Origin of the sequence: Nonomuraea rubra (assembly GCF_014207985.1) — a bacterium.
Classification (GTDB): domain Bacteria; phylum Actinomycetota; class Actinomycetes; order Streptosporangiales; family Streptosporangiaceae; genus Nonomuraea; species Nonomuraea rubra.
Genome location: NZ_JACHMI010000001.1, coordinates 11,466,696 through 11,480,175 on the forward strand (window position 1 = coordinate 11,466,696; position 13,480 = coordinate 11,480,175).

A 13,480-nucleotide genomic window follows, 5' to 3' on the forward strand; every position below is an offset into this window, starting at 1 on the left:
GGTCAGCTCCCTTCAGCACCCGGCTGCGCAGCCGGGCCGGTCTCGGGGGCGGCCTGCGAGGCCGCCTCGTTGCGGGGGGCGCGGTCGCCACGGCCGCCACCACGACGGGGGCGGTCGCCGCCACCACGACGCGGACGGTCGCCGCCGCCACCACGACGGTCGTCGCGCTCGCGACGCTGGCCGGCACGAGCGCCGGCGGCGGCCGCCTCACGCTCGGCGCGGCTCGTCGGAGCCTCGCCCTTGTAGATCCAGACCTTCACGCCGATGCGGCCGAAGGTCGTACGGGCCTCGTAGAAGCCGTAGTCGATGTCCGCGCGGAGCGTGTGCAGCGGCACGCGACCCTCGCGGTAGAACTCCGACCGCGACATCTCGGCGCCGCCCAGACGACCGGAGCACTGGACACGGATGCCCTTGGCGCCGGACTTCATGGCCGACTGCATCGCCTTGCGCATGGCACGACGGAACGAGACGCGGCTCGACAGCTGCTCGGCCACGCCCTGCGCGACGAGCTGCGCGTCGATCTCGGGGTTCTTGACCTCGAGGATGTTGAGCTGGACCTGCTTCTTGGTCAGCTTCTCCAGGTCGCCGCGGATGCGGTCGGCCTCGGCGCCGCGACGGCCGATCACGATGCCGGGACGCGCGGTGTGGATGTCCACCTGCACGCGGTCCGTCGTGCGCTCGATCTCGACCTTGGAGATGCCGGCCCGCTCCATGCCCTTCTGCAGCATGCGACGGATCGCCACGTCCTCGGCGACATACGACTTGTACAGCTTGTCGGCGTACCACCGGCTCTTGAAGTCGGTCGTGATGCCGAGGCGGAACCCGTGCGGGTTAACCTTCTGGCCCACTATCGGGTCCTTCCCTTCGGCTCGCGGGACTCCACGATCACGGTGATGTGGCTCGTCCGCTTGTTGATCCGATAGGCGCGACCCTGTGCACGCGGGCGGAACCGCTTCAGCGTCGGGCCCTCGTCGACCCAGGCGCGGCTCACGAAGAGCGTGCTCGGGTCGAGATCGAAGTTGTGCTCGGCGTTCGCCATGGCGGAGCTGAGCACCTTGTAGATCGGCTCGCTCGCCGACTGGGGAGCGAACTGCAGCACGGCCTGCGCCTCCGAAGCGGGCAGCCCGCGAATAAGGTCCACCACGCGGCGGGCCTTGAGGGGCGTGACACGGACGAACCGCGCCTGAGCCCTGGCTTCCATCGCTTTCTCCTACTTCTGGGACGCTTACCGCCGGCTGCGGCGGTCTTCCTTGACGTGGCTGCGGAACGTCCGCGTGGGGGCGAACTCTCCGAGCTTGTGCCCGATCATCGACTCGGTGACGAACACCGGGACGTGCTTGCGGCCGTCGTGCACGGCGATCGTGTGCCCGAGCATGTCGGGAACGATCATGGAGCGACGCGACCACGTCTTGATGACATTCTTGGTGCCCTTCTCGTTCTGGGCGTCCACCTTCTTCTGAAGGTGGTCGTCCACGAAGGGACCCTTCTTAAGGCTACGTGGCATTTCGGCTGCTCCTACCGCTTCTTCCTCTTGGACCGACGGCGGATGATCAGCCTGTCGCTGGCCTTGTTCGCCTGACGGGTACGGCCCTCGGGCTTGCCCTTGGGGTTCACCGGGTGACGACCACCGGAGGTCTTACCCTCACCACCACCGTGCGGGTGGTCGACGGGGTTCATCGCGACACCACGGACGGTCGGGCGCTTGCCCTTCCACCGCATACGTCCGGCCTTACCCCAGTTGATGTTGGCCTGCTCGGCGTTGCCGACCTGGCCCACCGTGGCGCGGCAGCGCACGTCCACCATGCGCATCTCACCGGACGGCATACGCAGCGTGGCGTACTGGCCCTCCTTGGCGAGGAGCTGGATCTGAGCGCCCGCGGAGCGGCCGAGCTTGGCGCCACCACCCGGACGGAGCTCCACCGCGTGGATGAAGGTACCGGTCGGGATGTTGCGCAGCGGCAGGCAGTTGCCCGGCTTGATGTCGGCGGCGGGACCGTTCTCGATCCGGTCGCCCTGCTTGAGGCCGGTCGGCGCGATGATGTAGCGCTTCTCGCCGTCGGCGTAGTGGAGCAGGGCGATGTTGGCGGTGCGGTTGGGGTCGTACTCGATGTGAGCGACCTTGGCCGGGATGCCGTCCTTGTCGTGCCTGCGGAAGTCGATGATCCGGTAGGCGCGCTTGTGACCGCCGCCCTGGTGGCGAGCGGTGACCCGGCCGTGTACGTTGCGGCCGCCCTTGCTGTGAAGGGGCGCAAGCAGCGACTTCTCAGGAGTGCTGCGGGTGATCTCGGAGAAGTCCGAGACACTCGATCCGCGGCGACCCGGAGTCGTCGGCTTGTATTTACGGATGCCCATCTTTTTCGTTCATCCTTCGTCGGTTACATGGGTGAGCCCGCCGCACCGGAGTGCGACGGTCTCAGCCCCGCGGGCCCTTGGCAGGCCCACTCACTTCTATGGCTGTCAGCCGATCTGACCGAAGATGTCGATCCGATCGCCCTCGACCAGGCTCACGATCGCGCGCTTGGTGTCGGGACGCTTGCCGTAGCCGGTACGGGTCCGCTTGCGCTTGCCCTGCCGGTTGATCGTGTTCACGCTGGTGACCTTGACCCCGAAGATCTGCTCGACAGCGATCTTGACCTGGGTCTTGTTCGCGGTCTTCTTCACCAGGAACGTGTACTTGTTGTTCTCATCGATCAGGCCGTAGCTCTTCTCAGAGACGACCGGCTTGATGATGATGTCGCGCGGGTCGGCGATCTTCTCCATCAGGCGTCTTCCTTCCCGCCACTCAGCCGCGCCACGACCTGGTCGTACGCCTCCTGGGTGAAGACCACGTCGTCGTGCACGAGCACGTCGTAGGTGTTGAGCTGCCCGGCGTCCAGCAGGTGGACCTCGGGAGCGTTGCGCAGGCTCAGCCAGGTCAGCTCGTCGTCCGAGTCGACCACGACCAGGACGCGGGCGGACTGGGTGACCTTGCGCAGGGCCTCCAGCGCGGCCTTGGTCTTGGGCGTCTCGCCCGAGACCAGGGAGCTCACGACGTGCACGCGGTTGCCGCTCGCCCGGTCGGACAGGGCGCCACGCAGGGCGGCGGCCTTCATCTTCTTGGGCGTGCGCTGCGAGTAGTCGCGCGGCACGGGGCCGTGGACGGTGCCACCGCCGGTGAACTGCGGCGCGCGGGTCGAGCCCTGGCGGGCGCGGCCGGTGCCCTTCTGGCGGTACGGCTTCTTGCCGCCGCCGGAGACCTCACCGCGGGTCTTGGCCTTGTGGGTGCCCTGCCGGCGAGCGGCGAGCTGGGCCACGACCACCTGGTGGATCAGCGGAACGTTGACCTTCGCGCCGAAGATGTCTTCGGGCAGGTCGACGGTGCCGGCCTTCGCGCCGCTGGCGTCGAGGACGTCAATAGTGGTGCTCACTTGGCAGCCCCCTTCTTGGCAGCGGTACGGACGAGGACCAGGCTGCCGTTGGCGCCGGGGATCGCACCCTTGATCAGGATGAGGCCCTTCTCGGCGTCCACGGCGTGAACCTTGAGGCTCTGCACAGTGGTGCGGACGTTACCCATCCGACCAGCCATGCGCAGACCCTTGAAAACGCGGCCCGGGGTGGCGCAGCCACCGATGGAACCCGGCGAACGGTGCTTGCGCTGCGTACCGTGCGACGCGCCCAGACCACCGAAGCCGTGCCGCTTCATGACACCGGCGAAGCCCTTGCCCTTGCTCTTGCCCGTCACGTCGACGAACTGGCCCGCCTCGAAGGTGTCGGCCAGCAGCTCCTGGCCCAGGGTGTAGTCGCTCGCGTCGTCGGTGCGGATCTCCGCGAAGTAACGGCGCGGGGTGATGTCGTGCTTACGCAGGTAGTCGCCGAGCGGCTTGTTGACCTTCCGGGGGTCGACCTGCCCGAAGCCGAGCTGAACGGCGGAGTAGCCGTCCTTCTCTGCGGTGCGGACGCGGGTCACCACGCACGGACCGGCCTCGACCACGGTGACCGGAACGAGCCGGTTGTCCGCGTCGAAGACCTGGGTCATGCCGAGCTTCTTGCCCAGGACGCCCTTGATCGTCTTAGCCATGTCAGTGCGTTCCCTCAGAGCTTGATCGAAATGTCGACACCCGCGGGGAGGTCGAGCCGCATGAGCGAGTCAACCGTCTTGGGGGTCGGGTCGATGATGTCAATCAGCCGCTTGTGCGTGCGCATCTCGAAGTGCTCGCGGCTGTCCTTGTACTTGTGCGGCGAGCGGATGACGCAGTACACGTTCTTCTCGGTCGGCAGCGGCACCGGGCCCGCGACCTTCGCGCCAGTCCGCGTCACCGTCTCGACGATCTTCTTGGCCGAGCTGTCGATGACCTCGTGGTCATAGGCCTTGAGCCGAATGCGGATCTTCTGTCCCGCCATAGTGGCCTCGGTGTCCTTCGCTGTCGTCTGAAAAAGTATCGTGCGGCCTGTGCCGCTGTGTGTTCATGCAGGTGAAACCCCGCATTAACCCCACGAGGCAGACGTAGTCGATCTGCCTTTTCTTCCGTGATCCGGCAGTGACTTCGGTCACTAGCCTTCGCTCGTTGGCCGAAGTGACTGCTGGATCACGGCGCCTCTTGCATGGGGCCCTTCACGCGTTGCGGCGGCCGGCCCGAAGGTTCGGGGCCGACCGCCGCCCCGACGGTCTAGCTACTTGATGATCTTCGTGACCCGACCGGCGCCGACGGTGCGGCCACCCTCACGGATCGCGAACTTGAGGCCTTCCTCCATGGCGATGGGCTGGATCAGCTCAACGCGCATCTCGGTGTTGTCGCCCGGCATGACCATCTCGGTGCCCTCGGGGAGGTTCACAACGCCGGTCACGTCAGTCGTACGGAAGTAGAACTGAGGACGGTAGTTGTTGAAGAACGGCGTGTGGCGGCCGCCCTCGTCCTTGGACAGGATGTAGACCTGGCCGGTGAACTCGGTGTGCGGGGTGGTCGTGCCCGGCTTGATGATGCACTGGCCGCGCTCGACGTCGTCGCGCTTGATGCCGCGGAGCAGCAGGGCGGCGTTGTCACCCGCGTGACCCTCGTCGAGCATCTTGTTGAACATCTCGATGCTGGTGACGGTGGTCGTGGTCTTCTCCGGCTTGATGCCGATGATGTCGACCTGCTCGTTGACCTTGACGATGCCGCGCTCGATACGACCGGTGACGACGGTGCCGCGACCGGTGATCGAGAAGACGTCCTCGACCGGCATGAGGAACGGCTTCTCCGTCTCACGCGGGGGCTCGGGGACGTTCTCGTCGACGGCGTTCATCAGCTCGATGATGCTGTCGGCCCACTTCTCGTCGCCCTCAAGAGCCTTGAGCGCGGAGACGCGGACGACGGGCAGGTCGTCGCCGGGGAACTCCTGAGCGGACAGGAGCTCGCGAACCTCGAGCTCGACGAGCTCCAGGATCTCCTCGTCGTCCACCATGTCGGACTTGTTCAGGGCCACGACGATGTAGGGAACGCCGACCTGGCGGGCCAGGAGGACGTGCTCCTTCGTCTGCGGCATCGGGCCGTCGGTGGCGGCGACCACGAGGATGGCGCCGTCCATCTGGGCGGCACCGGTGATCATGTTCTTGACGTAGTCGGCGTGACCCGGGCAGTCAACGTGCGCGTAGTGACGCTTCTCCGTCTGGTACTCGACGTGCGCGATGGAGATCGTAATACCGCGAGCCTTCTCCTCCGGCGCCTTGTCGATCTTGTCGAACGGGGTCGCCTTGTTGAGCTCGGGGTAACGGTCGTGAAGCACCTTGGTGATCGCCGCGGTCAGCGTGGTCTTGCCGTGGTCGATGTGCCCAATGGTGCCGATGTTCATGTGCGGCTTGGTCCGCTCGAACTTGGCCTTAGCCACTGGTTCTCTCCTTGAGAATCTGACTGACTTTCGTCTACACACTCGGGCCCGGGAACTCCCGAACCCCTTGGCGGCGGGGTGGCTCGCACCACCCCACCAGGGACCAGGACAGAAGTCCCGGTCCGATCCCTCGCGGGATCGGACTGGAAACTACTCGCCCCGGGCCTTCGCGACGATCTCCTTGGCGATGCCCGGAGGCACCTCCGCGTAGGAGTCGAACTGCATGCTGTAGCTCGCGCGCCCCTGCGTCTTGCTACGCAGGTCACCCACGTAGCCGAACATCTCAGACAGCGGCACGAGCGCCTGGACGACCTTGGCGCCGGCCCGGTCGTCCATCGCCTGGATCTGCCCGCGGCGACCGTTGAGGTCACCGATGACATCACCCATGTAGTCCTCGGGCGTGGTCACCTCCACGGCCATCATCGGCTCGAGGAGCACGGCGTCCGCCTTGCGCGCGGCCTCCTTGAAGGCCATCGAACCGGCGATCTTGAACGCCATTTCCGAGGAGTCCACGTCGTGGGCCGCACCGTCGGTCAGCGTAACCTTCACGCCCACCATCGGGTAACCGGCCAGCACGCCGAACTCGGCGGCCTCCTGGGCACCGGCGTCGACCGACGGGATGTACTCCCTCGGGACGCGGCCACCGGTGACCTTGTTCTCGAACTCGTAGCCGTCGTTGCCTTCGCCCAGCGGCTCGAGGTTGATGATCACCCGCGCGAACTGACCGGAACCACCGGTCTGCTTCTTGTGGGTGTAGTCGATCTTCTCCACCTTGCGGCGGATGGTCTCGCGGTAGGCCACCTGCGGGCGGCCCACGTTCGCCTCGACCTTGAACTCGCGCCGCATGCGGTCGACGAGGATCTCGAGGTGAAGCTCGCCCATGCCCCAGATGACCGTCTGACCGGTCTCCTCGTCACGGCGGACCTGGAAGGACGGGTCCTCCTCGGCCAGTCGCTGGATGGCGGTGGACAGCTTCTCCTGGTCGCCCTTGGTCTTGGGCTCGATGGCGACGTTGATGACCGGAGCCGGGAACGTCATCGACTCGAGCACGACCTGGTTCGACGGGTCGGAGAGGGTGTCACCGGTCGTGGTGTCCTTCAGACCCATGACGGCCACGATCTGACCGGCGATCGCCGACGGGCGCTCCTCGCGCTTGTTGGCGTGCATCTGGTAGATCTTGCCGATCCGCTCCTTCTTGCCCTTCACAGAGTTGATGACCTGTGAACCGGCCTCGAGCGTGCCCGAGTAGATGCGGATGTAGGTGATCTTGCCCAGGTGCGGGTCGCTGGCGATCTTGAAGGCGAGAGCGGAGAACGGCTCGGTCGGGTCCGCGTGACGCTCGATGACCTTCTCCTCGTTGCCGACCGCGTGGCCCTTGAAGGCCGGGATGTCGGTCGGCGCGGGGAGGTAGGCGACGATCGCGTCGAGCAGGGGCTGCACGCCCTTGTTCTTGAACGCGGTACCGCACAGGACCGGGTTGATGGCGCTGGCCAGCGTCGCGCGGCGGATGGCCGCGACCAGCTGCTCCTCGGTGGGCTCGGTGCCCTCGAGGAAGAGCTCCATCAGCTCGTCGTCGTTCTCGGCGACCGTCTCGATGAGGCGGTCACGCCACTCACGGGCGGCCTCGGCGTGGTCGGCCGGGATGTCGACGGTGTCGTACATCTCGCCCTTGGCAGCCTCGGCGCTCCAGATGAGCCCCTTCATCTTGATGAGGTCGATGACGCCCTTGAAGTCGGCCTCAACACCCCACGGAAGCTGGATGACGGCCGGGGTCGCGCCCAGACGGCCGATCATCATGTCGACGCAGCGGTGGAACTCCGCGCCGACACGGTCCATCTTGTTGACGAAGCAGATCCGGGGGACGTCGTAGCGGTCAGCCTGACGCCACACCGTCTCCGACTGCGGCTCGACACCGGCCACACCGTCGAACACGGCGACGGCACCGTCGAGGACGCGCAGCGAGCGCTCAACCTCGATGGTGAAGTCGACGTGACCCGGCGTGTCGATGATGTTGATCGTGTGACCGGCCCACTCACAGGTGGTCGCGGCCGACGTGATCGTGATGCCGCGCTCCTGCTCCTGCTCCATCCAGTCCATCGTGGCAGCGCCCTCGTGGACTTCACCGATCTTGTAGTTGATCCCGGTGTAGAACAGGATGCGTTCGGTCGTGGTGGTCTTGCCCGCGTCGATATGGGCCATGATCCCGATGTTTCGGACCTTGGCCAGGTCAAGAGCGGTCTGGGTGGCCACTTCTCTCGCGTCCTCGTCGTCTCGTCGAACCCACTACCAGCGGTAGTGAGCGAAGGCCTTGTTGGACTCGGCCATCTTGTGGGTGTCCTCGCGCTTCTTCACGCTCGCCCCGAGGCCGTTGCTGGCGTCGAGGAGCTCGTTCATGAGGCGCTCGGTCATGGTCTTCTCGCGGCGGGCGCGGGAGTACTGCACCAGCCAGCGCAGGGCCAGGGTGGTGCTGCGCGCGGCGCGCACCTCGACCGGCACCTGGTAGGTCGCGCCACCGACGCGACGGCTGCGGACCTCGAGGGTCGGCTTGACGTTGTCAAGCGCGCGCTTCAGGGTGACGACCGGGTCGTTGCCCGTCTTCTCCCTGCAGCCCTCGAGGGCGCCGTAGACGATCGACTGCGCGATGGAGCGCTTGCCGTCCAGAAGCACCTTGTTGATCAGGGCGGTCACCAGCGGCGAGCTGTAAACCGGGTCAGACATGAGCTGACGACGGCCAGGAGAACCCTTACGAGGCATTGTTAGCTCTTCTCCTTCTTCGCGCCGTAGCGGCTACGGGCCTGCTTGCGGTTGCGGACACCCTGGGTGTCGAGCGAACCACGGATGATCTTGTAGCGAACACCCGGCAGGTCCTTCACACGACCGCCACGCACGAGCACGATGGAGTGCTCCTGCAGGTTGTGGCCCACACCGGGGATGTAGGCCGTGACCTCGATGCCGTTCGTGAGCCGAACGCGGGCCACCTTGCGCAGTGCCGAGTTGGGCTTCTTCGGGGTCGTGGTGTACACGCGCTGGCACACGCCGCGCCGCTGCGGACTCCCCTTGAGGGCAGGAGTCTTGGTCTTGGAGACCTTGTCCTGCCGGCCCTTGCGGACCAACTGCTGAATAGTGGGCACTGCCACTCCGTTTCGTGCCTTGGCCGGTGTTACGTCATCAGGTCTTGCATTTCGCAGGTACTGCCGGTGTCATGACCTGCTGATTGTTCTTGTCTCGGCGCCCCCGCGCTCGGGCGTGTCGCGCTGTTCACACAGACACGTCCGCGAGGATTACGAGCCAGGAAGCCGTCCCGCGCCCGTAATGAGCGCACGGTCGAAAGCCCGCTAGAAGACGGGCACGATGCTCAAGACTACCCAGGCCCTGGCGACACGTCAAAACGGCGCGACAAGGCGGCTAGCCTTGCCACTCCGGGTCGCCGGGGCCTTCTCATCCAGCCCATCTACAGCTCCGGAGCCCATGATATAGGGCCCGGGGGTGTTCCGCCCCCAACTCCCCAAACAGCCACCCACCTGTTACTTCGCATTGCCCGCGTCGCTGGTGGGCGCTCACCACGGAACACGGCCCACAGAGCGCCGTAGCGGCGGCCGGCCGCTGAAGGGCTCAGCAGGCGTCTCCCTGGAAGGCCCTCAGCCCCGTACGGCGTCTGGGGGGCCACCGCACCGCCGTAACCGGAGAAGGGCCGGAACGCGACGCGCCCGGGTCTCTCTGTCGAGAGACCCGGGCGCATCACTCAGCGATCAGGAAGAAATCACCTGTTGTACTGGCCGAAGTCGTATTCCTCCAGGGGAACCGCCTCGCCGCTGCCGGTGCCGAAGGTGTAGTCGGCGGCGGAGCCGTCGTATCCACCCACGGTGTACATGGCGGCCTTGGCCTCCTCGGTCGGCTCGACCCGGATGTTGCGGTACTGCGGCATGCCGGTACCGGCCGGGATGAGCTTACCGATGATGACGTTCTCCTTCAGGCCCAGCAGCGAGTCGGACTTGGCGTGGATCGCCGCGTCCGTCAGCACCCTGGTCGTCTCCTGGAAGGAGGCCGCCGACAGCCACGACTCGGTGGCCAGCGACGCCTTCGTGATGCCCATGAGCACCGGACGGCCGGCGGCGGGCGAGCCGCCCTCCGCCACGGTCTCGCGGTTCATCTGCTCGAAGCGCGGACGCTCGACGAGCTCGCCGGGCAGCAGGTCGGTGTCACCGGACTCCAGCACGTTCACGCGCTTGAGCATCTGCCGCACGATGATCTCGATGTGCTTGTCGTGGATCGACACACCCTGCGAGCGGTAGACCTGCTGGACCTCCGCCACCAGGTGCAGCTGCACGGCCCGCGGGCCGAGGATGCGCAGCACCTCGTTCGGGTTGACGGCACCGGCGACGAGCTGCTGCCCGACCGTGACGCGCTGCCCCTCCTGCACGAGCAGTCGGGAGCGCATCGAGACCGGGTAGGCGATCTCCTCCGAGCCGTCGTCCGGGGTGATGACGACCTTCCTGGTCTTGTCCGTCTCGTCGATCCGGACGCGGCCCTCGGCCTCGGAGATCGGGGCGACACCCTTGGGGATGCGCGCCTCGAACAGCTCCGTGACACGGGGCAGACCGTGGGTGATGTCGGCACCGGCCACACCACCGGTGTGGAAGGTACGCATCGTCAGCTGCGTGCCGGGCTCACCGATCGACTGGGCGGCGATGATGCCGACCGCCTCGCCGACGTCCACGAGCTTGCCGGTGGCCAGCGAGCGGCCGTAGCAGGTCGCGCAGACACCGATCTTGGCCTCGCAGACGAGCGCGCTACGGGTGCGGACGGTCTCGACGCCGGCCTCGACCAGCTTCGTCACGTGGATGTCGTTGATGTCGACACCCGCCGGGGCGATGATCTTGCCGTCGACCTCGACGTCCTCGGCCAGGATGCGGCCGTGCACGTTGGACTCGGCGTTCTCCGCCTTGACCAGGTTGCCCGACGCGTCGCGGTCGGCCACGTGCAGCGGGACCGCGCGGTCGGTGCCGCAGTCGATCTCGCGGACGATGACGTCCTGCGCCACGTCCACCAGACGACGGGTCAGGTAACCCGAGTCGGCGGTACGCAGAGCGGTGTCGGCCAGACCCTTCCGCTGGCCGTGGGTGGAGATGAAGTACTCCAGCACCGACAGGCCCTCGCGGAACGAGGCCTTGATCGGCCGCGGGATCGTCTCACCCTTGGTGTTGGACACCAGGCCGCGGATACCGGCGATCTGCCGGACCTGCATCTTGTTACCACGGGCACCGGAGTTGACCATCATCCAGACCGGGTTGGTCGCCGGGAAGGCGTTGACCATGTCGGTCTCGACGTCGGCCGTCGCGTGCGTCCAGATCTCGATGAGCTCCTGACGGCGCTCCTCGTCGGTGATCAGACCGCGCTCGTACTCGCGCTGAACCTTGTCGGCCCGGCGCTCGTAGTTCTCCATGATGTCCTGCTTGTTCGGGGGCGCGACGACGTCCTCGATCGAGATGGTGACACCGGAGCGGGTCGCCCAGCGGAAGCCGGCGTCCTTGAGCGCGTCGAGCGAGTTGGCGACCTCGATCTTGGGGTAGGTCTCCGCCAGCTCGTTCACGATCGTGGACAGCTGCTTCTTGCCGACCTGGAAGTCGACGAAGGGGTAGCTGTCCGGCAGCGTCTGGTTGAACAGGCACCGCCCGAACGTGGTCTCCAGCCGGATCGCGTCGCCCTGCTCCCAGCCCTCGGGGGCCACCCACTCGCGCGGCGGCAGGACGTCCTTGAGCCGGATCTGGATCTTCGCCTGGATCTCCAGCTCGCGGCGGTCGAAGGCCATCTGCGCCTCGGCGATCGAGCCGAACACGCGGCCCTCGCCCAGCGCGCCGTCCTTCTGGGTGGTCAGCCAGTAGAGGCCGATGACCATGTCCTGGGTGGGCATGGTGACGGGCTTGCCGTCGGCCGGCTTGAGGATGTTGTTGGTCGAGAGCATCAGGATGCGTGCCTCGGCCTGGGCCTCAGCCGACAGCGGCAGGTGCACGGCCATCTGGTCGCCGTCGAAGTCCGCGTTGAACGCGGTGCAGACGAGCGGGTGGATCTGGATGGCCTTGCCCTCGACCAGCTGCGGCTCGAACGCCTGGATGCCCAGGCGGTGGAGCGTCGGAGCGCGGTTGAGCAGCACCGGGTGCTCGGTGATGACCTCTTCGAGCACGTCCCACACGACGGGGCGGGCGCGCTCGACCATCCGCTTGGCCGACTTGATGTTCTGCGCGTGGTTGAGGTCCACGAGCCTCTTCATCACGAACGGCTTGAACAGCTCCAGCGCCATCTGCTTGGGCAGACCGCACTGGTGCAGCTTGAGCTGCGGGCCGACGACGATGACCGAACGGCCGGAGTAGTCGACTCGCTTGCCCAGCAGGTTCTGGCGGAAACGACCCTGCTTGCCCTTCAGCATGTCGCTGAGGGACTTCAGCGGCCGGTTGCCGGGACCGGTGACCGGGCGACCGCGACGGCCGTTGTCGAACAGCGCGTCCACGGCCTCCTGCAGCATCCGCTTCTCGTTGTTCACGATGATCTCGGGCGCGCCGAGGTCGAGCAGACGCTTGAGGCGGTTGTTCCGGTTGATGACCCGGCGGTACAGGTCGTTCAGGTCGGAGGTGGCGAACCGGCCACCGTCGAGCTGCACCATCGGGCGCAGGTCCGGCGGGATGACCGGGATGCAGTCGAGCACCATGCCGCGCGGCGAGTTGGTCGTGTTCAGGAACGCCGACACGACCTTGAGCCGCTTGAGCGCGCGGGCCTTCTTCTGGCCCTTGCCGCTGCGGATGGTCTCGCGCAGGTTCTCGGCCTCGGCGTCGAGGTCGAAGCTGATCAGGCGGTCCTGGATCGCCTGCGCGCCCATGCCGCCCTTGAAGTAGCGGCCGAAGCGGTCGCGCATCTCGCGGTAGAGCAGCTCGTCGCCCTCCAGGTCCTGGACCTTGAGGTTCTTGAAGCGGCTCCAGACCTCGTCGAGCCGGTCCAGCTCGCGCTGGGCGCGGTCGCGCAGCTGACGCATCTCGCGCTCGGCGCCCTCGCGGACCTTGCGGCGCTGGTCGCCCTTGGCCCCGGCGGCCTCCAGCTCGGCCAGGTCGGCCTCGAGCTTCTTCTGCCGGGCCTCGACGTCGGCGTCACGGCGCTGCTCGACGTGCTGCCGCTCGACGGAGATCTTCGCCTCCAGCGAGGGCAGGTCACGCTCACGCATCTCGGTGTCGACATGCGTGATCATGTAGGCCGCGAAGTAGATGACCTTCTCCAGGTCCTTCGGGGCCAGGTCGAGCAGGTAGCCGAGGCGCGAGGGAACGCCCTTGAAGTACCAGATGTGCGTGACCGGCGCGGCCAGCTCGATGTGGCCCATCCGCTCACGACGCACCTTGGCGCGAGTCACCTCGACGCCACAGCGCTCACAGATGATGCCCTTGAACCGGACGCGCTTGTACTTACCGCAGTAGCACTCCCAGTCGCGGGTGGGACCGAAGATCTTCTCGCAGAAGAGCCCGTCCTTTTCCGGCTTGAGGGTTCGGTAGTTGATCGTCTCGGGCTTCTTGACCTCGCCGTGCGACCACTGACGGATGTCGTCAGCCGTCGCAAGACCGATCCTGAGCTCGTCGAAGAAGTTGACGTCTAGCAT

13 protein-coding genes are annotated in these 13,480 nt (G+C 66.6%); all 13 read right to left on the reverse strand.

Annotation, left to right across the window (positions count from 1 at the left end):
* Positions 1-2: 2 nt before the first annotated feature.
* The 13 genes from rpsC to HD593_RS52385 all read right to left on the reverse strand — a co-directional run bounded on the left by rpsC (position 3) and on the right by HD593_RS52385 (position 13,480).
* Complete coding sequence (rpsC, locus tag HD593_RS52325) at positions 3-848, reverse strand: 30S ribosomal protein S3 (RefSeq protein ID WP_080043234.1); 846 nt, start codon at positions 846-848, stop codon at positions 3-5.
* Entirely contained in the window at positions 848-1,201 is a 354-nt protein-coding gene (gene rplV / locus HD593_RS52330) for a 50S ribosomal protein L22 (protein WP_049572697.1), read from the reverse strand. The genes rpsC and rplV overlap by 1 nt, the downstream gene beginning before the upstream one ends.
* Positions 1,202-1,225: 24 nt before the next feature.
* Positions 1,226-1,504 (reverse strand): 30S ribosomal protein S19, encoded by a 279-nt coding sequence (gene rpsS, locus HD593_RS52335; protein WP_030451498.1) that lies wholly within the window; start codon positions 1,502-1,504, stop codon positions 1,226-1,228.
* Positions 1,505-1,515: 11 nt separating this feature from the next.
* Entirely contained in the window at positions 1,516-2,352 is an 837-nt protein-coding gene (rplB, locus tag HD593_RS52340) for a 50S ribosomal protein L2 (protein ID WP_080043237.1), read from the reverse strand.
* Positions 2,353-2,457: 105 nt separating this feature from the next.
* Positions 2,458-2,760: a 50S ribosomal protein L23 gene (rplW, locus tag HD593_RS52345; protein ID WP_080043238.1), complete on the reverse strand. Its 303-nt coding sequence runs from the start codon at positions 2,758-2,760 to the stop codon at positions 2,458-2,460.
* The gene (gene rplD / locus HD593_RS52350; protein ID WP_185110308.1) at positions 2,760-3,407 is read right to left on the reverse strand and encodes a 50S ribosomal protein L4; all 648 of its coding nucleotides are present in this window, start codon (positions 3,405-3,407) and stop codon (positions 2,760-2,762) included. The genes rplW and rplD overlap by 1 nt, the downstream gene beginning before the upstream one ends.
* Complete coding sequence (rplC, locus tag HD593_RS52355) at positions 3,404-4,057, reverse strand: 50S ribosomal protein L3 (protein ID WP_148439698.1); 654 nt, start codon at positions 4,055-4,057, stop codon at positions 3,404-3,406. Before rplC ends, rplD begins: the two co-directional genes overlap by 4 nt.
* A gap of 14 nt (positions 4,058-4,071) precedes the next feature.
* Positions 4,072-4,380, reverse strand: coding sequence for a 30S ribosomal protein S10 (gene rpsJ / locus HD593_RS52360; protein ID WP_012887830.1), 309 nt, complete (start codon positions 4,378-4,380; stop codon positions 4,072-4,074).
* Positions 4,381-4,650: 270 nt separating this feature from the next.
* On the reverse strand, positions 4,651-5,844 hold the full coding sequence (gene tuf / locus HD593_RS52365) for an elongation factor Tu (protein WP_043623429.1): 1,194 nt from the start codon (positions 5,842-5,844) through the stop codon (positions 4,651-4,653).
* Between the two features lie 150 nt (positions 5,845-5,994).
* Positions 5,995-8,043 (reverse strand): elongation factor G, encoded by a 2,049-nt coding sequence (gene fusA, locus HD593_RS52370; protein ID WP_221525389.1) that lies wholly within the window; start codon positions 8,041-8,043, stop codon positions 5,995-5,997.
* Positions 8,044-8,127: 84 nt separating this feature from the next.
* Positions 8,128-8,598: a 30S ribosomal protein S7 gene (gene rpsG, locus HD593_RS52375; protein ID WP_043623423.1), complete on the reverse strand. Its 471-nt coding sequence runs from the start codon at positions 8,596-8,598 to the stop codon at positions 8,128-8,130.
* A 2-nt stretch (positions 8,599-8,600) separates the two neighbouring features.
* Positions 8,601-8,975 (reverse strand): 30S ribosomal protein S12, encoded by a 375-nt coding sequence (gene rpsL / locus HD593_RS52380; protein WP_020542315.1) that lies wholly within the window; start codon positions 8,973-8,975, stop codon positions 8,601-8,603.
* Positions 8,976-9,604: 629 nt separating this feature from the next.
* Positions 9,605-13,480, reverse strand: coding sequence for a DNA-directed RNA polymerase subunit beta' (locus tag HD593_RS52385; protein ID WP_185110310.1), 3,876 nt, complete (start codon positions 13,478-13,480; stop codon positions 9,605-9,607).